This is a genomic window from Pedococcus sp. P1_H8 (genome assembly GCF_056405175.1).
Map to the genome: position 1 here is coordinate 125,194 of NZ_JBFUCP010000001.1, position 20,045 is coordinate 145,238.

Genomic DNA, 20,045 nt, shown 5'->3' on the forward strand with positions numbered 1-20,045 from the left:
GTCGGCATGAGCGACACCGCAGACGTCGTGGCCGTGATGAACCCCACGGGTGGGGAGCCGGACCCGCACGGCGTGGGAGGCGATGCCGGAGCGGCGAAGATCCAGGGCCGTACCCCGTGGCAGCTGGCCTGGCAGCGGTTGAAGCGAGACCGGGTCGCGATGATCTCGCTGGCCGTCATCGTGGTCATCGTGCTGATGGCCTTCCTCGCGCCGCTCGCCGCGATGATCACCGGCCACCCCGTCAACGAGCAGTACCGCACGACCGGTCTGACCCCCGAGGGCCTCCCCCGAGGGCCGTCCAGCGAGTTCTGGCTGGGCACCGACGACCTCGGTCGGGACATCCTCGTCCGGATCGCCTACGGCTCGCGAATCTCGCTGCTCGTCGGTGTCGCGTCGACGGCGCTGACCGTGGTCATCGGCGTGGTCATCGGACTTGCCGCAGGGTTCCTCGGGGGCATCGTGGACACGGTTCTGGCTCGACTGATCGACGTGGTCCTGTCGGTGCCCTTCCTGCTCGTCGCCATCGCCCTGGTGTCCATCACCGGTCCCAGCCTGATCGTCACCGTCCTGGTCATCGGGTTCTTCAGCTGGGCCTCGGTAGCCCGCATCGTGCGAGGCCAGGTGCTGTCGATGCGCGAACGCGAGTTCGTCGAGGCGGCCCGGTCGCTGGGCGCCTCGAACTCCCGGATCATGTTCGTCGACATCCTGCCCAACGTCCTTGCCCCCGTGATCGTCTACGCCTCCCTGCTGATCCCGGTCGTCATCGTCGTCGAGGCCACGCTGTCGTTCCTCGGCCTCGGCCTGGCGCCACCCACGGCTGACTGGGGCGGCATGATCAGCGAGGCCCAGAACTACTACACGACCTCGTGGTGGTTCGTGGTCTTCCCGGGCGCCGCCCTGCTGGTCACCACCCTCGCCTTCAACCTGCTGGGCGACGGTATCCGGGACGCCTTCGACCCGCGCGCCGCGCGGCTCATGGCGAAGTGAGGAGACGGTCATGGTGCGCTTCCTGATCCGACGCCTGGTCCTCGGCGTGCTCGTCCTGTGGCTGATCACGGTGGCCGTCTTCGGCCTCTTCTTCGTCGCGCCCAACAACGTGGCGCGCACCCTCGCCGGTCGCCAGGCCACCCCGGAGACGGTGGCCGCGATCTCCCACCGGCTGGGTCTGGACCAACCGCTCTGGAAGCAGTACCTCGACTTCGTGGGCAACGCCGCCCGGGGGGACCTCGGCTACGACTACTACCACCAGGTCCCGGTGACGACGATCCTCGGGGCCGCGCTCCCGATCACCATCTCGCTGGTGCTGGGGGCGGCACTCATCTGGCTGGGCCTCGGCGTCTTCAACGGAGTCATCTCAGCGACCCACCCACGCTCGTTCACCGACCGGTCCCTGACGGCGCTGAGCCTGTTCTTCTACTCCACCCCGACGTTCCTGCTCGGCATCCTGCTCCTCTACGTCCTGTACTTCCGCCTCACCCTGGCCGGGCACACCGCCTTCCCCGCCGGCGGTTATGCCCCGTTCTCCCTCGGGCTCGGCGGCTGGGCGCAGCACCTGGTCCTGCCGTGGTTCACCCTCGCCCTGGTCTCCGCCGCCACCTACACCCGGCTCACCCGCGCCTCGATGCTGGACGTGCTGGGCGAGGACTACATCCGGACCGCCCGGTCCAAGGGCATCCGCGAACGCCGCGTCGTGCTGCGGCACGGCCTGCGAGCCGCGCTCACGCCCATCGTCACCCAGTTCGGGATCGACGTCGGCTCACTCCTGGGCGGCGTGGTGGTCACCGAGACGGTGTTCAGCCTGCCCGGACTCGGCAAGACGGCGATCGACGCGATCAACCAGCAGGACCTGCCGGTGATCATCGGGATCGTGCTCTTCGCGGCGGCAGCCGTCGTGGTGGCCAACATCCTGGTGGACCTCGCGTATGCCGTGCTGGACCCCCGCGTCCGCCTCCACTGAGGGACCCCCACGCCCGGGGACGCCGAGAGACCCGACCCCCTCAGGGGACCCGGCCTCTCGGTGTGACGCCAACCGCGCCGGCCACGCGGCATACCGAGGTATGCCGCGTGGAGCGGCTCAGTTGCCGGTGAGCTTCTCGCGCAGTGCGGCGAGGGCCTCGTCAGAGGCCAGCGTGCCCTCGGACTCCTGGGCGGCCGGGCGGCTGCTGGCGCTGCCCGTGTCGCTGTCGGACGACGACGAGGACGAACCCGAGTCGGAGGAGTAGGACGTCCCGCTGCCGGCGTTCGCGGCAGCCTCGGCGTCGGCCTTGGTGGCCTCCTCAACCTGGGTCTTGTGGGCCTCCCAGCGGGTGTGGGCCTCGGCGTACTGCTTCTCCCACTTCTCACGCTGGGTGTCGAAGCCCTCGAGCCACTCGTTGGTCTCCGGGTCGAAGCCCTCCGGGTACTTGTAGTTGCCCGCCTCGTCGTACTCCGCGGCCATGCCGTAGAGGGTCGGGTCGAACTCGGCGACGGGCGCGCTGTCGTCGTTGGCCTGCTTGAGGCTCAACGAGATCCGGCGACGCTCGAGGTCGATGTCGATGACCTTGACGAAGATGTCGGAACCGACCGTGACGACCTGCTCCGGCAGCTCCACGTGGCGCTCGGCCAGCTCGGAGATGTGGACCAGGCCCTCGATGCCGTCGTCCACGCGGACGAACGCACCGAACGGCACCAGCTTGGTGACCTTGCCCGGGACGACCTGACCGATCGCGTGGGTGCGGGCGAAGTGCTGCCACGGGTCTTCCTGAGTCGCCTTGAGCGACAAGGAGACACGCTCGCGGTCCATGTCGACGTCGAGGACCTCGACGGTGACCTCCTGGCCGACCTCGACAACCTCGGACGGGTGGTCGATGTGCTTCCAGGACAGCTCGGACACGTGGACGAGACCGTCGACGCCACCGAGGTCCACGAAGGCACCGAAGTTGACGATGGAGGACACGACGCCGGAGCGGACCTGCCCCTTCTGGAGCTCCTTGAGGAACGTGGTGCGCACCTCGGACTGGGTCTGCTCGAGCCATGCACGGCGCGACAGGACCACGTTGTTGCGGTTCTTGTCGAGCTCGATGATCTTGGCCTCGATCTCCTTGCCGACGTAGGGCTGGAGGTCGCGGACGCGACGCATCTCGACGAGGGACGCGGGAAGGAAGCCGCGCAGGCCGATGTCGAGGATGAGTCCACCCTTGACGACCTCGATGACGGTGCCGGTGACGACGCCATCCTCTTCCTTGATCTTCTCGATCGTGCCCCAGGCGCGCTCGTACTGCGCACGCTTCTTGGACAGGATCAGCCGACCTTCCTTGTCCTCCTTCTGGAGGACCAGGGCCTCGACCTCGTCGCCGACCTTGACGACCTCGGACGGGTCGACGTCGTGCTTGATCGAGAGCTCGCGGGAGGGGATGACACCCTCGGTCTTGTAGCCGATGTCGAGCAGGACCTCGTCCCGGTCGACCTTGACGATGACACCCTCGACGATGTCTCCGTCATTGAAATCCTTGATCGTCGCGTCGATCGCGGCGAGCAGTTCTTCCTCGGTGCCGATGTCGTTGATGGCAACCTGAGGGGCGGTCTTTTCGACCGTGCTGGCAGTCATGTAGTAGGAACTCCGATGGTGGACAGTGAATAGAAGGTGGTTGTTGTGCTCACGCGGACCGGGCCGCCGGAAGGCGGCACGACGAAGCGCGCACACGGAAGTGCGCCTCCACCTTACCGACGGTGCCCGTGCAGGGTCAAAACGCGAGGGGTATGCCGGTGAGTGAGTATGCGCAGGTCAGCCGCCGGGAGGCGGGTGCCGAGGAAACCGCGGCGGCCAACAGGTCGTGGTGGGACGCCGAGGCCGGCGAGTACTACGCCGAACACGGCACCTTCCTCGGCGACGCCGACTTCGTCTGGGGCCCCGAGGGCTGGCGTGAGGACGAGCTTGGCCTGCTGGGCGACGTGGCAGGCCGGCGGGTGCTGGAGATCGGCGCCGGCGCGGGTCAGTGCGCCCGCTGGGTGGCCGCAGCCGGGGGCCAGGTCGTCGCCACCGACCTGTCGGCCGGGATGGTCCGCCAGGGGCTCGACCTCAACCTGACGGTGACTCCCCCGGCGCAAAGCGTGCCGTTCGCCCAGTGCGACGCCGTGGCGCTGCCGTTCGGGGAGGCCACCTTCGACGTCGTCTTCACGGCCTACGGAGCGGTGCCGTTCGTCGCCGACACGGCACGGCTGATGCGCGAGGTCGCCCGGGTGCTGCGCCCCGGCGGGCGGTTCGTGTTCTCCACGACCCATCCGTTCCGCTGGGCCTTCCCGGACGACCCCGGGGCGAGCGGCCTCACCATGACCCAGTCCTACTTCGACCGCACCCCGTACGTGGAGGCCGACCCCGACGGTGAGGCGACCTATGTCGAGCACCACCGGACCCTGGGCGACCGGGTGCGCGAGCTGGTCGCTGCCGGCCTGGTCCTCGTCGACCTCGTCGAACCCGAGTGGCCGGAGCGCAACGAGCAGACCTGGGGTGGCTGGTCGCCGCTGCGTGGCGGCTACTTCCCCGGCACCGCGATCTTCGTGAGCACCCGGGTATGACCACCACCGGCGCAGCTGCACCCGACGACGCCACGACCGACCGCCTGGCGTGGTGGGTTTCGCCCCTGGTGGTCGTGACGGCCGCCACAGCCGTCTACGCCCTGCGGAGCCTGGCCACGGTCGAGTGCCACATCGGCATCAACGCCGGCGTGGCCATGCTCACGGCCCTCCTGGTGCTCCCGGCGTGGTGCCTGGCGGTCTGGGCCGTGACCGAGGTCGTTCGTCGGCGAGTACCCCGACCCGTCGCCCTGGCGGTGATCCTGCTGCTGGTGTGGGCCGCCACCTCCCTCGTCCTCGGCTGGCTCGGGGCCCCGGAGGGCTACCCGTCGGACTCCCCCACGTGCACCGACAACGTTCCGCACTGGTGGCCGCGTTGGCTTCCGAGCTGAACGGCATACGACGCCCCTGTGTATGCCACGAAGGGCCGCTCGGAGTCCGAGCGGCCCTTCGGTGTACTGCGGGTGGTGTCAGGTGGCTTCGCGCGAACCCCGGCGACTGCCCCCGAAGGTGAGGAACAGGCCGAGCGCGAGGAACAGTAGCCCCAGCACGATCCCGATGACGGTCAGCGGACCGTTGATGAGGCCGAGCAGCGACCCCTTGGAGCCCCAGTCCTCGGCGTTCTTCTTCACCGTGGCCTCGGAGTACCCGATGGTGCCCTTGGTCGTGAAGAGCTCGGGGTAGGCGTCGGTCGTGAGCGACTTCTCGACCTCTTCCTGGCCCTTGATCAGGACGCCGGTGTTGGGCTCGATCCACAGCGTGCGGACATTGCCGTAGTTCACCGTGGCGGTGACGTCGCCGGTGGCGGTGTCGCCGAACAGGGCCTTGGGGACGTCGCGCTGCAAAGGTGCGCCGCCCTGCGTCACCACTGCCTTCGGGATGTTCTGGCGGAAGACGTAGGTGCTGACTCCTTCCAGCTTCTCCTCGCGGACGAAGCTGATGTCGGTGGCCTTGCCCAGGTCGCCGTCCCACCACTGGTAGGTCTTCTTCTGGACGTTGAACGGGAACTTGAAGAACAGCCCCTGGTGGTCGATCGGCGTCACCTTCGCAGGGTCGTCCAGGTCACCGGCCGACTTGAAGTCCCCACAGCAGTTCGTGGACTCCGCGGTCTTGCGGTTGAAGGACACCCCCTCGTTGCTGAAGCTGAGGTCGGTCCACGTGCCGTCGATCTCGGCCTGTGACTGCACCGTGGTCTGCCAGAAGGCGTCCGTGTCCTGCTTCTTGGCATCCTTGGCCCTGCCAGGGATGCCGATGACGTTCCGTGTGCTCTTGAGATGGGCGTTCTCGAGCTTGTCGTAGTGTGACTTGCCGTCGTCGCCCTTGTAGACGTGCAGCGCAGACATGCCAGTGCCCTCTGAAACAGACACTGAGCGTTGGTTCAGCTTGACGGTCGCAAGCCCGTCGTACAGAACCGGCTTCGCTGAAACTCCTACAACCAACAGCAAAACTCCCAAAAGCGTGGCAACACTGCCAAGCACCTTGCGCATCCCGGCTTTCTCCTTGCGTTATGAGGTGGGTGGACACTACCAGCGAGTAGCCTTTGCCACGCGCATATTGGCGCCAGTGCGAGAAATGAGCTGATTTTGGTGGGAGTTGTGGAGCAAACGGTGCCGTCCGCGGCCACTCGGGTGCGGCATGCAGCGCGTCCGGAGCGATCGTTCGACCGCGGCGCGGGGGCCGTGATCGCGGCCTTCGTGGTGGCCAGTGCCTACCTGATCGTCCCGAGCGGGTACTACATCGACGACTTCCGGGCGCAGGCCTACGCCGCTGGCCGAGGGCCGTGGCCGTTCATCATCCAGAGCAACGCGACGCACCTCGCTCCGGGAGCTCGCACGATGGACTGGCTCCAGGCCCACTACTGGCCGCTCGAACGCCTCCCTGCCGTCCTGTTCACGCTGACGGTCTGCGCGCTGTTGGGTGTGGCGGTGTGGCGCTTGGTCAACCAGCTCGTCACGCGTCGCTCCGTGGCGATCGTGGGCCTGGCCCTGGCCCTTTTCGCGCCGTCGATCATCCCGGCGATCGCCTGGTACCGACAAGCACTCACGACGCTCACCGCGCTCGTCCTGATCCTGGTGGCCGTCGACGCCGGCCTGCGCTACCTTCGCGGCGGCTCCCGCTCGTGGGCGTATGCCGCGTGGCTGGCGCACGCCGCAGGGTTGGCCTTCTCCGAGCGAACTCTGGTCGTCCCGGTGGTTGTCGTGGCAGCTGGTTTCCTGCTGGTCCCCGGCACGACCTTCCGGCGCGCCCTGCCGCGGCAGGTCGTCGCAGTGGGGCCGATGATCGTCCTGAACCTGGCGTTCCTCGCGTTCTACGGCAGCGGCGACTTCGACCACGCCGGTGTCGGGACGCCGAGCCTTACCGGATTTGCGGCCGCCATCGGACGATCCCTTCTTGGCAACTCGATCCCGAGCCTGGTGGGCGGCCCGATCACCTGGCGGCCGGGTGGCGAGAGCTACTCCTACGCCCAGACGCCACCGTGGCTCGCCATCGCCGGCTGCGCCGCCCTCGCCGTTCTCGTGGTGGTCGCCGTGCGCCGGCGCGGCGGGTCCGACCGCATACCCGTCTGGCGACCCCTCGTGGTGCTGGCGACGTATGTCGTGCCGATCTACTGCATGATCTACGTCGGCCGCATCTCGCGGGCCGAGATCTCCTCCGTCGACGACCTCCGGTTGTTTCCCGACGTGGGCGTCTTCCTCGCCCTGGCGGTGGCCGTGCTGCTGGACGTCGCGGTCGGTCGCGGTCGCCCCCGCCGGGCGACGGTCCGGGTCGTCGTCGCCGGCGCGATCGCGGCAAGCGTTGCGTGCGGGCTGTCCTGGGTCGGCTTCGCCCACCGGTGGCACCAGAACTCCAGCCCCTCCTATGTCGAGGCGCTTCGCACCGACCTCACCAAGAACCTCTCCCCCGTGGTGGCGTCCCCTGTACCCGTCACCATCGTGCCCAACTGGGTCCAACCCGACTTCTCGACCGCCGACCTGATCGCCATCCTGCACCCCGCCACCCGCACAGTGGTCTTCGACTCCGCGGCGCGCCTCGTCGGTCCGGACGGGCACCTCGAGGACGGCCAGCTCAAGCGGATCGCGGTGGCTCCGGACGAGCGGTCGGACTTCTGCCGGCACGCGTTGCCCGCCGGCCAGGAGAGCGCCACGATCGACTTCACCGATCCTGTCCCGTACTACCGGGGCGCGCTGCTGGAACTCGGCGTACTCGTGTCGGACACGACTTCGGTCAGAGTCCGTGTCATTGCCGAGGATGGTTCTGTCTCGGCTCCGCGGCCCGCGGTCACACCCCAGATGCAGCGGGGCCCACACCGGCTGCTGCTGCCGGTGCAGCCCGATGTCCGCGTGAGGAGCGTCCAGATCAGCCGCAGTCGTCCGAGCGCGGATGTCTGCGTCACGACCCTGCAGATCGTCCAGCCACCGGAGCCCCAGTGACCGCGACCGAGATCCCCACGGGGGCCCCCACCGAGGGCAGCCACACGCGAGGCGCCGAGCACGCGGTGCACCACGTGCGCGAGCTCGAGGGGTTGCGCGCCCTCGCGGCCCTTGCCGTCGTGGTGACCCACGCAGGCTTCATGGCGGGGACGATCGGCCGGAACGTCCTGCCGGGTCTCGTCGCGCGCATGGACGTCGGGGTCGCTCTCTTCTTCGTGCTGAGTGGCTTCCTCCTCTACCGCCCCTTCGCCCGGTCCAACGCCGGGCTGAGCACCTGGCCATCGCTGCGGACCTTCGCGCTGCGCCGGACGGCCCGCCTGGTCCCCGCGTGGCTGTGTGTCCTCGCGGCCACTCCCCTGCTCTGGGCGGAGGCGCGTGAAGCCCGCCTCACCACCTGGCTGGCCAACCTGGCCCAGCTCCAGGGTCTGAAGCAGTCGTGGGTCATGCCCGGACTCGCCCAGCTCTGGAGCCTGTCGACCGAGGTGATGTTCTACATCGCCCTGCCCGGGCTGGCGTGGCTGGTTGCCCGGATCGTGCGACGACGGTCCCCCGGTCACGAGCTGGCGGCCATCGTCGGGATCATGCTGTTCGCCGAGGCGTTCCGCGCCGTCGACACCTGGGGTGGCCTGCCTGCGGGGTACACCTGGTTGCAGACGCTTCCCGCCACCCTCGACTGGTTCGGCTACGGCATGCTGCTGGCCTGTCTGACGGCTCGTCCGGGGCGATGGTCCTCGGTCACCTCCACGATCCGCCGCTCGCCTGTCGCCCTCTGGGTGCTGGCGGCCTGCCTGATGTGGGTCCTGACCACCCGGCTCGCCGGGCCCTACGACCTGTCACCGCCCACGGTGTGGGAGCAGACCTTCAAGCACCTCGGCTACGGCCTCTTCGCCTTTCTCGTGATCGCGCCGTCCGCAGTGGGTGGTGGCAACCCGTTGAGCGGATTCCTCGGCGGCCGGGCGATGCGCTACATCGGGCAGATCAGCTACGCGATCTTCCTCTGGCACATGCCCATCATGTTCGCCCTGCGCGAGGCGCGCGGACTCGCGCTGTTCGCCGGCCACTTCTGGTTCACCCTGATCGGCACCCTCGCGATCACCATCCCCGTGGCCGCGGCGAGCTGGCACTTCGTCGAGCAGCCGGCCCAGCGCTTCGTGCGCGCCCGGACGAGCTGACCCGGCTCAGACGCGCGACCCGTGATCCTCGGCGCCGTGATCCTGGGTGCTGGAGTGCAGGGCGCGATGGCGCTGGGCGCGATGGCGCTGGGCGCGATGGTTCTCGGTGTGGGGTCGCCGCGCTGGCAGCAGCACCACACCCAGGACCACAGAGGTCAAGACCGCCGCGACGAGCCCGCGGTTGGTCGCGGCGGGCTCGGGCCAGGGTGCGACCGCACTCCAGGTGGCCCATACCCCCAGGAGCCCGACCAGCACCGGGAGACCACGCCGTGGGCCGAGCCAGCGCAGGGCGAGGCCGGCGAGCGCCCCCACGAGTCCCCAGGGTCCAGCCAGCACGACGAGGGCACCGACGACCGCGAACGCACCGACGGGTCCGGGCCCGCGGACCTCGGGACCGAGCGCGACGGAGGATCGCCTACGGCCTGTGACCGCCACCATCAGCACAACCAGAGCCAGCAGGAACCCGAGGCCCAGAGTGACGCGGAACGGTGTCTGCGGGCTGAAGTCGAGCCGCAGGACTCCCCTGTCCGCCGCCGGGACGATCCACCCCTGCGACCAGCCGTCCAGCGTCACCGGTATCGCCGTCCGGCTGCCGAACCGTGCCGTCCACCCGGGATTGGCGTTCTCGCGCACCCCGACGATGGAGGGGTGGCTCAGGTCCGGCACCGTGATGGCGCGGTCGGTGGGCGACCAGCGGGAGGCAGTCACGGGCGACTGCGTACCTGAAGCCTGCGTGGCCCACAGGGAGAGGTTGCGGACTCCGAACTCCGCGGAGGCCAGCACCCTCAACCGTGACTCCCCCTGGCCCAGGCGGACGGGCGCGCAGACCCGGAGCTGGAGCGGGAGCCCCTGGATGAGTGCAGTCCGCGACCCCGTGACCTCTGTGGGGTACTCACTGCCGTTCACCTGCAGCCGTGGGCCGAAGCCGCAGGGCATCGCGACGTCGCTGCTCTCGAGGGGCTGCCAGGAGTCCCCGATCAGGTTGACGTCGCCGAGGACGACCGGAGCGGGTGCGTTCCGTCCGTCCGAGCGAAGGGCAAGGTTGGTGCTCTTGATGACCCTGACCACGACGGTGGCCGCCTTGGTCTCGGGAAGGCGGACGGTACCCCGTGCGGCGTCACCCTCCACCGTGCGCCGGTAGGTCTCACCGCCCACCGTCACGTCGACCTCGGTGATCCTGCGACCGGTCACCCCCGGGTCGGTCTCGAAGCTGAGGCCGCGGACCGCCCGTTTCTCGGGGAAGCGCAGGGTGAGGCTGGGGCCGAGCTGGGACGGTGAGGCGGCCCAGAAGGTGGCGGGGTTGCCATCGAGGGCCAGCTGCGGTGCCGTCGAAGCACCGGGAACCCAGCTGCTGGTGGCGCTGGCCTTGATTCCGTCAGGTCGGTCGAGCAGCCTCGCCGTCGCCGTGGCGGCACGCGGCACGACCGAGCCGGTGCCTGTCATGGTCGTCGCCGATGGCACACCGAAGATGCGGCGCAGGTCGAGCTCGCCCTCGGCGACCCGTGCCTTGTCGGGACGGCAGTGCAGGACGTCGTGGAACCCCGGCACACATGCGGGGACCCGATCCGGCGAGGCCTGCAGGAGGACTCCCTCGACCGTGTCCGATGTCGCTTCGGGCAGACGCAGCCAGCTCTCCACCCGGGGAAGCACTCCCACGCCGATGTCCCGCACCCGGACCGTCGGCTTGCCCGGACGGGTCTCGACCACAGCGAGCCGGAACCGGGTCGTCGAACCGGGCTGTACCGAAAGGCGCACCACCGCACGCGCTGCCGCCGAGCCGGTCCCGGGCGTGCTGACCGGAGTCCTGACAGTTCCGGCGTCGGTGGTCACGGTCACGGCGGCGATGTCGGCCCCGTCCTGCATGTCGAACACCGCGTCGAGGCGGTCCGGCAGCGTGACCGCCTGCTGCAACTGCAGCTCGACGTACTGACCCGCGGGTTGGTAGCCGCGACTCTCCCACATCGTGTCGAGGCTGGAGTCGAAGGCGCTGTCGGGGACTCGCGTCAGGTCGCGCACCTGACCCAGGTCGGGATAGGCCAACGACCCGGACGCAGTGACCGAGCGCGCGCCCACGAGCTCCTTGACGGTCTGCTGGGCAGCGAGGGGGGCATCCCGGTACAGCCACGGCATCAGCCAGTCATGGGCCCGACGTGGCGCCGGATAGGCCTCGGACGCCGCCAGTGGAGGGCCGTAGTTCCTGCGGACGGCCGCGAAGTTGGCCTCGCGACGCTGCAGTGTGTCGGTGAGGATCTGGGGGGTCTTCTCCAGCCCCGCTGCACGCAGCGACGCTCCGTCCGAGCTCAGGAGAACGGGCTGCTCGGGATCTGGCACCAGGACCGTGCCCTCCGGTCCGCCGGCAAGAACCGAGGTGGACTCGACCGGGTGGGACTGCGTCGGCGCGATGCTGGTGGCGTCACCCAGGTCATAGATGACGATCGCTGGGATCGGCTGGTCCTGGCCTCCGTCGAGGGCTACGTCCGGGTTGAGGCTGCCCCCGAGCTCGGGGCCGAAGGAGAAGACCGGTCGCGCCCCCGCGGTCGCCAGGGCCGCCTGCACCACCATCGGTGCCGGTGCCCCCGTGACGCGGTAGGCCAGGTCCGAGCGCACCAGGACGCGACTGATGCCCATGCGCACGAAGGCGTTGCGCAGCTCGACGCCGCCGAAGCCCGAAGCCACCCGAGCCTCGATGTCGTTGAGCATCCGGGTCGCCCCTGCGGACCCGAGCGGCACCGCGTCGCGCACGATCCAGGGGCTCGACGCGAGGGGCTGCAACGCCTCGTCCCTGGGATCACCCCAGTAACTGGCCGGAGCGTTCGCTCCGGGAAGCACCAGCGTGCGTCCCGGGCTCGGGTGGTCGCCGAGCCAGTCGGCAGCCTGCTTCCAGTAACCCGGCACAGCCAGGAACTGGCCCCGCTGGCTCACACCCTGGAACACGGGGGCCGCTGCCTGCGCCGCCACCGCGACGAGGACCACGCCCGTCACGACCTGCGGGATGCGGCCCCCGGCCCTGCGCAGCAGTCCCTCGAGACGCGGGAGGGCGTGCGCGATACCGATGCAGAGGACGACGCGGATGACCGGCTCGAACTTGTGCGTGTTGCGGAACGGCGCCAGGGCGCCGTCCAGCAGGGTGGAGAACGACCCGGCGAGCGGCCCGACCCCTGGGCCCACGTGGCCCAAGGTCACGAGCACCAGCCCGACCACGAGGCCACCTCGGACGAAGAGCGACCACGTGCGGGCGGCACGCCACACGCCCAGGAGTCCCACTGCCACCAGCACCAGCCCCAGCCAGACGACGGGCTGTTGGGTCAGGATCTCCCACCCCCCCGGCCACTGAGGGCCACGGGCACCGGAGATGGCTGCAATCCACTGCGTGGTGCCGCGTAGTGCCTCGGTGGTCGAGGCTCCCGCCGTGGTCACGGCGCTGGACTCGATCCAGTCCAGGAACGGTGGGCTGTAGCGGCCCAGGAGGAGCAGCGGCCCGATCCACCAGGCGGAGGCCAGGATGACGAACAGCGACCACCAACCGCCCAGTCGCAGGCGAGCCCCCTTGGCGCGGGTGAGGATCCACAGGGCTGGCAGCGGGAGCAGCGCCATGGCCGCCACAGCGTTGACCGCTCCCGCGGCGAAGAACGCCGCCGCCGACCGCGCCGCTGACAGGCGTTCGTCCCCCCGGCGGGCACCGACCAGCGGCAGCAACACCCACGGCGCCACGGCCATCGGCCAGATCTCCGAGCTGATGGCCCCCAAACCCTCCAGCATCCGCGGTGCCAACGCGTAGGCGAAGGCCGCGAGCATCCGTGAGGTTCCGGTCCCGACGGCCAGCCTGACCAGCAGCAGCCGCATCCCGTGGAAGGCCACCAGCAGCAGCAGGCACCACCAGAGCCTCTGGACCACCCACGGTGGCGCTCCCAGCTGGTGCCACAACCAGAAGAACGGCCCCATCGGAAACAGGTAGCCGTAGGCCTGGTTCTGCAGCTGTCCCGCGGCGGCCTGGGGGTCCCACAACGTGAACGCTCGGGCCAGCAGCGCTCCGGGCGCCTGGGTGAGGTCGAGCTTGGTGTCACCGGCCGTCCACCGCGGCGCCTGCGTGAACGCGAAGGCGACCAGAACGGCCGACTGGGCGATCAGGTTGAGAGTGTCACGTCCCCGCTCGACGGCATATCGGTCGGCCATCATCCGCCCACGCGTTGCACGACGATGACGCTGTTCCAGCACGCCACCTCGCGCAGCCCGGGGACCCGGATGACCCACTTCGCCCAGGAGGGGTGATACCGCGGCAGTACTTCCACGACCCGCACTGCCCCCGTCGCCTCGGCCGCGTTCAGCCAGCGCATCATCCGCCCCACCGAGCAGGCGAACAGCGAGCGACCGAAGTCGTTCTTGGGGCGCTTGCCGTGCTTCGCGGCATACCTGTCGGCGGCCCGTCGACCCCCCAGGTAGTGCCACGGTGCCGTCTCGTGCCCACCCCAGGGCGACAGCCACGGGGTCCAGGACAGCACCATGAGGCCACCTGGTTGCAGGATCCGGAGCATCTCGTCGGCCATCGCCTCCGGTTCCGGCACGTGCTCCAGCACGTTGCTCGAGTACGCGACGGTCACCGAGCCGTCGGCGAACGGCAGGGCAAGGCCCGAACCCCGCACCGCGTTGGCCCCCACCTGGCCCCGCGCGGTCAGCTCGCCCACGTCCGGTTCGACACCGGCATACCCGGCTCCGGCTGCCACGAAGGCGTCGGCGAAGTAGCCCGGTCCCCCACCGATGTCGACGACGGTGGCGCCCTCGAGCGTCGTCCATCGCCGCACCTCCGCCACCGAGTCGACGGCGAGAGTCGAGTAGAAGCGGTCGGGATCGGTCTGCTCCACGAGGAAGGCCCGAAACAGCTCCACCGAGCGCCGAAGGGACCCCCTCGGCAGCTCAGGCGCAGCCGGATATCCCATCTCGATCACGGGGTGAACCTTAATGCCGGTACGGTTACTCATGAGTCAACTTAGCCAATCTCCGGTCGTGTGAGGATCTCCACAGGTGCGTATCGCTCTTCTCAGCTGGCGCGATGCGACGCACCCTGAGGGCGGTGGCGCGGAGCACTACCTCGAGACCGTCGGACAGCATCTGGCCGGCCGCGGGCACGACGTCACCATCTACTGCGCCGCCCACGGGGACGCCCCGCCGCGGGAGACCCTGCACGGCGTGACCTACCGCCGTCAGGGCGGCCGACTGGGCGTGTATGCCGCGGCCGTGCGGGCGCTGCGCCGCGACGAGCGGCACCAGGGACCGTACGACGTGGTCGTCGACACCCAGAACGGCATTCCCTTCTTCTCGGCCTGGGGCACCAGCAGCCCGCTGGTCGTGCTGGTCCACCACGTGCACCGGGAGCAGTGGCCGGTGGTCTTCGGTCCGCTGGCGGCCCGGATCGGCTGGTTCATCGAGTCGAGGGTGGCCCCCCGCGCCTATCGCACCCGGCAGTACGTCGCCGTGTCCGGCCGGACGAGGGACGAGCTCGTCGAGCTGGGGGTGGACCGCGAACGCATCGCCGTCATCCACAACGGCACCGACGCCCCACGCTCGCTCGGCGTCGCTCGCGGCGACCGACCGACGATCGTCGTCCTCGGGCGGCTGGTGCCGCACAAACGAGTCGAACACGCCATCGACGTGGTCGCCCGGCTCCGGCCGACGCACCCCGGCCTCCAGCTGCGCGTCATCGGCCACGGATGGTGGCACGACCGCATCGTCGAGCACGCCCACCTCTCCGGCGTCGAGGACGACGTGTCCTTGCTCGGCTTCGTCGACGAGGAGACCAAGCACGCCGAGCTGGCCGCGGCGTGGCTCGCCCTGGCGCCCAGCGTCAAAGAGGGCTGGGGACTGTGTGTCGTGGAGGCGGCCAGCCACGGCGTCCCGACCATCGCCTACAACGACGCCGGCGGCTTGTCGGAGTCCATCGTCGACGGCCGCACCGGCGTGCTGGTCGAGGACCTCGACGCCATGACGCACGAGGTGTCGGAGCTGCTCGCCGACCGGGTCCGCCGGGACGAGATGGGGCAGCACGCCCGTGACTACGCCCGGCAGTTCACGTGGACGGGAACGGCCGACTACTGGGAGCGACTTCTGACCCATGTGGCACAGAGAAGGGCGCCGATCGCGATGACCGACGCCCGTTCCCAGGCAGTAGAGGGCTAGTCAGCCTCGGTGACTGATCAGCCGCCGTAGGGAATGATCTGGGCGGGGTCGACGAGGTCCTTCTGACCCGACTCGACCGCGGCGCTGTCGCCAGGGCCCTGCGTGTTCACCACGGTGACCACGGCAGCGGCGGCGGCGCCCCCACCAAGCACGAGGCTGAGCAGCGTGACGGCAACTGCTGACGAAACCTCGCCACGCTCGTTTGGACGGAAAAACTTCATACTCCAGGGCCTCCCCGGCTAGTGGTGTCCCGGGAATGTTACCGGCTGGTTGGCTTTTTAGTGCAATCCCCGGAAATTCGCGCCCCGCGGCGTGTCCCAGGGCCTGATGACTGCCTCGATGACAGCGCCCGACTGCAGCGCCCGACTACAGCGCCCAGACGGCAAAATGCGCGGAGTCGCTCACGATGTGCATTCCGGTCGGCATCGGCGGCACCTCGCCAGGTGTCCCCTTCCAGATCACGACGGCTGCCACTCCCCGAGCCCGAAGGTCTGCGACGTCGAGCGGGCCGGTCCGCCACCTCGTCAGCTCCACGGGGTCATCGTCGACCGTGACCGGCTCACCCTCTCGCACCACGGTGAGCTGGTGTGCCGTCACGACCCGACCCGGCAGGGCTCTCGGAAGCGGGTCGAGGAAGGGCTGCCCACCGGCCCAGGACACAGCCCTGAACGGCTGCCACGGCAGGACGGCCACCGCTCCACTGCCGGCGGCCGCCGCTGCCGCGCGCACGGTGGGCTCCCAGTCGGCCGGCATCGTGACCGGTTGGTATGCCGCGTGCACCCTCTTGGGCAGGTCCGGCGCCGAGATCACGCCGAGACTCGCCATCACCAGGACCGCGGTGGTCGGGACGACGCGTCCCGATGACCGTCCCCCAGGGCGCTGGAGCCCGCGGCTCAGCTCTGCCACCGCCACGGCGACGAGTACCGCTGCCGCCAGCGCGCTGAGCCCCAGCCAGCGATGTGTGTCGCGGCCGATGGCCACGCCCGGGACGGCCTGCAGGGCGGTGAACACCGACAGGCCCGGTCCTGTCGAGAGCGCCCACGCGGTCAGGGGCGGCCCGACCCAGGCCAGGGCGAGGCCGAGAGCAAGCGCAGAACGACCCCGACGGTGGAGGGCGGTGACGCCTGCCCCCGCGACAGCGAGGACCAGGCACGACGCGACCACCGAGGTGATCTCGACGCGCGACGCCAGCTGGGCACCCGAGGCCCAGATGCCGCCCAAGGTCATGGCTGACCCGAGAACGCCCAGTGGAGAGTCCGCAGCCAGCGCGAAGGCCCGAGCGCCATCGGCATCCGCGGCACCGGAGCCCTGCGCGAGCGCGGGGACGACCCACGGCAGGCACCAGCCCGTGATCACCGCCACGCACCCGACCAGCCACCCGGCCCGGCGGCGGTGCGCAGCCACGACCGACGAGCCGAGCACGGCGGCACCGGCGACGAGCCCACCCCACGGCGTCAGGGCCGCAGGCAGCCCGGTCAGCGCGAGGAGCAGCAGCGACTTCGCTCCCGTCAACCTGGAGAGGACCACGGCGACGAGCCAGGGCGTCATCGAGTAGGCGAGCAAGGTCGGCGGTTGCCCGATGAGCAGGCGCTCGGCGACGTAGGGGTTCCACATCGCCAGGACTGCGCTGGTGATCATGGCGGCCAGCCCCCACCGGCGCAGCAGGACGGCCGTGCCGAGCCCTGCCAGGAAGACCGCACCTGCCAGCATCGCCTGCTGTTGCACCCCTGTCGGCACGAGCCCGGACTGGGCTGTCATCACGGCGTCGAGGGGCACTGCGCGGGGCGCCTGCCCGTCGCCCCAGGTCGAGGGACTCCACACCGGCCCTGGGACGGTGACGAAGTCGCGGTAGAGGTAGAGCCCGCTACCCAGGGACCGTCCGCAGACAACGGCCGTGACCACGAGCGAGACCACCGCAGCCACGACAGTGTCGCGCCTCGCGCGGTGGGCTGAGACTGCAGCGTCGCGAGCCCCGAGCTGGGCGGCCGCGGCCGGAGCCGGCACCTCGGCGCCGCTCAGTGGGCCGCGTCGTGCCAGGAGCGGCCGACCCCGACGCTGACGTCGAGCGGAACATCCATCTCGATCGCACCGCCCATCTCGCGGCGGACCAACGCCTCCACGTCGGCGGCCTCACCGGGCGCGATCTCGAGGACCAGCTCGTCGTGCACCTGGAGCAGCTGGCGCGACTGCGCGCCGGAGTCCGTGAGCGCGGCCTCGACGCGCAGCATCGCCAGCTTGATGATGTCGGCGGCCGACCCCTGGATGGGAGCGTTGAGCGCCATCCGCTCGGCCATCTCGCGGCGCTGCCGGTTGTCGCTGGTCAGGTCGGGCAGGTAGCGCCGGCGGCCCAGCATGGTCTCGGTGTAGCCCGTCCCACGTGCCTCGGCGACCACCGAGTCGAGGTAGTCCTTCACCCCGCCGAACCGGGCGAAGTACTCGTCCATGAGGCCCTGAGCCTCACCCGTGGAGATGGTGAGCTGCTTGGACAGCCCGAACGCCGAGAGGCCGTAGGCCAGGCCGTAGGACATCGCCTTGACCTTGGAGCGCATCGCCGAGGTGACGTCCTCGGGCTCGACGTGGAAGACCCGCGAGCCGACGAACTGGTGCAGGTCCTCGCCCGACCGGAACGCCTCGATCAGACCCTCGTCACCCGACAGGTGGGCCATGATCCGCATCTCGATCTGGCTGTAGTCGGCCGACATGAGCGACTCGTAGCCCTCCCCCACGATGAACACCTCACGGATCCGGCGTCCCTCGTCGGTGCGGATCGGGATGTTCTGGAGGTTGGGGTCGGTCGACGAGAGCCGACCGGTCGCCGCGATGGTCTGCTGGTAGGTCGTGTGGATGCGCCCGTCGTCGGCCACGGACTTGAGCAGACCCTCGACCGTGACGCGCAGTCGCGAGGCGTCGCGGTGCCGCAGCAACGCCTCGAGGAATGGGTGCTCGGTCTTGGTGAACAGGTCGGTCAGCGCATCGGCATCGGTCGTGTAACCGGTCTTGGTGCGCCGCGTCTTGGGCAGGCCCAGGGTCTCGAACAGCACCACCTGGAGCTGCTTGGGCGAGCCGAGGTTGATCTGGTCGCCACCGATGGCGTCGTAGGCGTCACCCTGCGCCTCGCGCACCTTGGCAGCGAAGTCGGCCTCCAGCCCGGTCATCACCTCCACGTCGGCTGCGATGCCGGTGCGCTCCATGCCCGCAAGCACCTGCTCGAGCGGCAGCTCGACGTCCTGTTGCAGGGACGTGCCGCCAGTGGCCTCGAGCTGCTCGGCCAGCGAGCCGGCCAGGTCGAGCACGGCGCGGGCACGGACCATCGCGTCCTGGGCTCCCGCGTCCCCCTCGTCCCCGAAGTCGAGCAGCCCCTGGCCCGAGGTGTCCGCCTCGGCCCGGAGCTCACGCCCGAGGTGGCGCAGCACGAGGTCGGCCAGGTCGTAGGAGCGCTGGTCGGGTCGCACGAGGTAGGCGGCCAGGGCGGTGTCGGTCGCGATCCCCGCGACGCTCCAGCCCCGCGCCGCGAGCGCGAGCAGGGGTCCCTTGGCGTCGTGCAGCACCTTGGGACGCTGCGCGTCGGCCAGCCAGCCTCCGACTGCCGCCTCCCCTGCCGGGTCCAGCGTGGTCAGGTCGACGTATGCCGCCGCGTCACCGTCGGTGGCCAGCGCCAGCGCGGTCGCGTCCCCGGTGCCACGGCCCCACTGGCCGACGAGGTGCACGCCCACGGTGGCGCCGGGCGCGGCGTACTCCTCCAGCCACCCGGCCACCTCGCCGGGCCCGAGCAGCGCGCCGTCGAGGTCGAAGCCGTGGTCGGCCTCCTCCTGTGGCGCGTCGAGGTACTCGAACAACCGGTCGCGCAGGACACGGAACTCGAGGCTGTCGAAGACGGCGTGCACCTGCTCGCGGTCCCAGTTCTGGCGCTCGAGGTCGGCGATGGTGACGGGAACGTCGAGGTCGCGGACGAGCTGGTTGAGGCGTCGGTTGCGGAGCACGCCGTCAAGGTGCTCGCGCAGCGATTCGCCCGCCTTGCCCTTGATCTCGTCGACGTGGGCGACCAGCCCGGTGAGGTCGCCGTACTGGCCGATCCACTTGGCGGCCGTCTTGGGACCCACTCCGGGGACGCCGGGCAGGTTGTCGGAGGACTCGCCGACGAGCGCCGCGAGGTCGGAGTAGCGCTCGGGCAGCACGCCGTACTTCGTCTCCACCGCGGTCGGGGTCATCCGGGCGAGCTCGGAGACGCCCTTGACGGGGTAGAGCACCGTGCTGGTGTCGGTGACCAGCTGGAACGAGTCGCGGTCGCCCGAGCAGATCAGCACCTCCATCCCCTCGGCGAGCGCCTGGGTGGTGAGGGTGGCGAGCACGTCGTCGGCCTCGTAGCCGTCCACCTCGACGTAGCGGATCCGCAGGGCGTCGAGGACCTCGTGGAGCAGCGACACCTGACCCTTGAACTCGCTCGGGGTGGCCGACCGGCCGGCTTTGTACTCGGCGTACTGCTCGGTGCGGAAGGTCTGGCGGGACACGTCGAACGCCACCGCGAGGTGGGTCGGCTGCTCGTCGCGCATGACGTTGATCAACATCGACGTGAAGCCGTAGACGGCGTTGGTGTGCTGCCCGGTGCTGGTCGAGAAGTTCTCGGCGGGCAGCGCGAAGAACGCGCGGTAGGCAAGGGAATGACCGTCGAGGAGCAGGAGGCGACTCACGCATGGCAGCCTATTGGTTATGAGTGACACTC

14 protein-coding genes are annotated in these 20,045 nt (G+C 69.9%); 7 read left to right on the forward strand and 7 right to left on the reverse strand.

Annotation, left to right across the window (positions count from 1 at the left end):
• Positions 1-6: 6 nt before the first annotated feature.
• Entirely contained in the window at positions 7-987 is a 981-nt protein-coding gene (locus AC1DYG_RS00625) for an ABC transporter permease (protein ID WP_477637965.1), read from the forward strand.
• Positions 988-997: 10 nt separating this feature from the next.
• Entirely contained in the window at positions 998-1,957 is a 960-nt protein-coding gene (locus AC1DYG_RS00630) for an ABC transporter permease (protein ID WP_477637966.1), read from the forward strand.
• A gap of 117 nt (positions 1,958-2,074) precedes the next feature.
• On the opposite strand, the gene rpsA is transcribed toward AC1DYG_RS00630, so the two are convergent.
• Positions 2,075-3,586: a 30S ribosomal protein S1 gene (rpsA, locus tag AC1DYG_RS00635; RefSeq protein WP_477637967.1), complete on the reverse strand. Its 1,512-nt coding sequence runs from the start codon at positions 3,584-3,586 to the stop codon at positions 2,075-2,077.
• 152 nt (positions 3,587-3,738) lie between these two features.
• On the opposite strand from rpsA, the gene AC1DYG_RS00640 reads away from it, so the two are divergent.
• Both AC1DYG_RS00640 and AC1DYG_RS00645 read left to right on the forward strand, forming a co-directional pair.
• A complete protein-coding gene (locus AC1DYG_RS00640; protein ID WP_477637968.1) occupies positions 3,739-4,554 on the forward strand; it encodes a class I SAM-dependent methyltransferase in 816 nt (271 codons plus the stop codon).
• On the forward strand, positions 4,551-4,943 hold the full coding sequence (locus AC1DYG_RS00645; RefSeq protein ID WP_477637969.1) for a hypothetical protein: 393 nt from the start codon (positions 4,551-4,553) through the stop codon (positions 4,941-4,943). The genes AC1DYG_RS00640 and AC1DYG_RS00645 overlap by 4 nt, the downstream gene beginning before the upstream one ends.
• Before the next feature lie 78 nt (positions 4,944-5,021).
• Here AC1DYG_RS00645 and pgfA read toward each other — a convergent pair whose 3' ends face one another.
• Positions 5,022-6,038 (reverse strand): cell envelope lipid trafficking protein PgfA, encoded by a 1,017-nt coding sequence (gene pgfA / locus AC1DYG_RS00650; protein WP_477637970.1) that lies wholly within the window; start codon positions 6,036-6,038, stop codon positions 5,022-5,024.
• A gap of 120 nt (positions 6,039-6,158) precedes the next feature.
• Here pgfA and AC1DYG_RS00655 point away from each other — a divergent pair, with 120 nt between their 5' ends.
• A complete protein-coding gene (locus AC1DYG_RS00655) occupies positions 6,159-7,982 on the forward strand; it encodes a hypothetical protein (RefSeq protein WP_477637971.1) in 1,824 nt (607 codons plus the stop codon).
• Positions 7,979-9,154 carry an acyltransferase family protein gene (locus AC1DYG_RS00660; RefSeq protein ID WP_477637972.1) on the forward strand — a complete coding sequence of 392 codons (1,176 nt, stop codon included), beginning with the start codon at positions 7,979-7,981 and terminating at the stop codon, positions 9,152-9,154. The genes AC1DYG_RS00655 and AC1DYG_RS00660 overlap by 4 nt, the downstream gene beginning before the upstream one ends.
• A 6-nt stretch (positions 9,155-9,160) precedes the next feature.
• On the opposite strand, the gene AC1DYG_RS00665 is transcribed toward AC1DYG_RS00660, so the two are convergent.
• The gene (locus tag AC1DYG_RS00665) at positions 9,161-13,330 is read right to left on the reverse strand and encodes an alpha-(1->3)-arabinofuranosyltransferase domain-containing protein (protein WP_477637973.1); all 4,170 of its coding nucleotides are present in this window, start codon (positions 13,328-13,330) and stop codon (positions 9,161-9,163) included.
• On the reverse strand, positions 13,327-14,088 hold the full coding sequence (locus AC1DYG_RS00670) for a class I SAM-dependent methyltransferase (protein ID WP_477638217.1): 762 nt from the start codon (positions 14,086-14,088) through the stop codon (positions 13,327-13,329). The genes AC1DYG_RS00665 and AC1DYG_RS00670 overlap by 4 nt, the downstream gene beginning before the upstream one ends.
• An 85-nt stretch (positions 14,089-14,173) precedes the next feature.
• Between AC1DYG_RS00670 and AC1DYG_RS00675 the strand changes: the two genes are divergently transcribed.
• Positions 14,174-15,325, forward strand: a complete 1,152-nt coding sequence (locus AC1DYG_RS00675) for a glycosyltransferase family 4 protein (protein ID WP_477637974.1) — start codon at positions 14,174-14,176, stop codon at positions 15,323-15,325.
• Between the two features lie 17 nt (positions 15,326-15,342).
• On the opposite strand, the gene AC1DYG_RS00680 is transcribed toward AC1DYG_RS00675, so the two are convergent.
• The 3 genes from AC1DYG_RS00680 to polA all read right to left on the reverse strand — a co-directional run bounded on the left by AC1DYG_RS00680 (position 15,343) and on the right by polA (position 20,013).
• Positions 15,343-15,546, reverse strand: a complete 204-nt coding sequence (locus AC1DYG_RS00680; RefSeq protein WP_477637975.1) for a hypothetical protein — start codon at positions 15,544-15,546, stop codon at positions 15,343-15,345.
• Positions 15,547-15,691: 145 nt separating this feature from the next.
• Positions 15,692-17,248, reverse strand: coding sequence for an MmpA family trehalose lipid delivery protein (locus AC1DYG_RS00685; protein WP_477637976.1), 1,557 nt, complete (start codon positions 17,246-17,248; stop codon positions 15,692-15,694).
• 92 nt (positions 17,249-17,340) lie between these two features.
• Positions 17,341-20,013: a DNA polymerase I gene (gene polA / locus AC1DYG_RS00690; protein ID WP_477637977.1), complete on the reverse strand. Its 2,673-nt coding sequence runs from the start codon at positions 20,011-20,013 to the stop codon at positions 17,341-17,343.
• Positions 20,014-20,045: the final 32 nt, after the last annotated feature.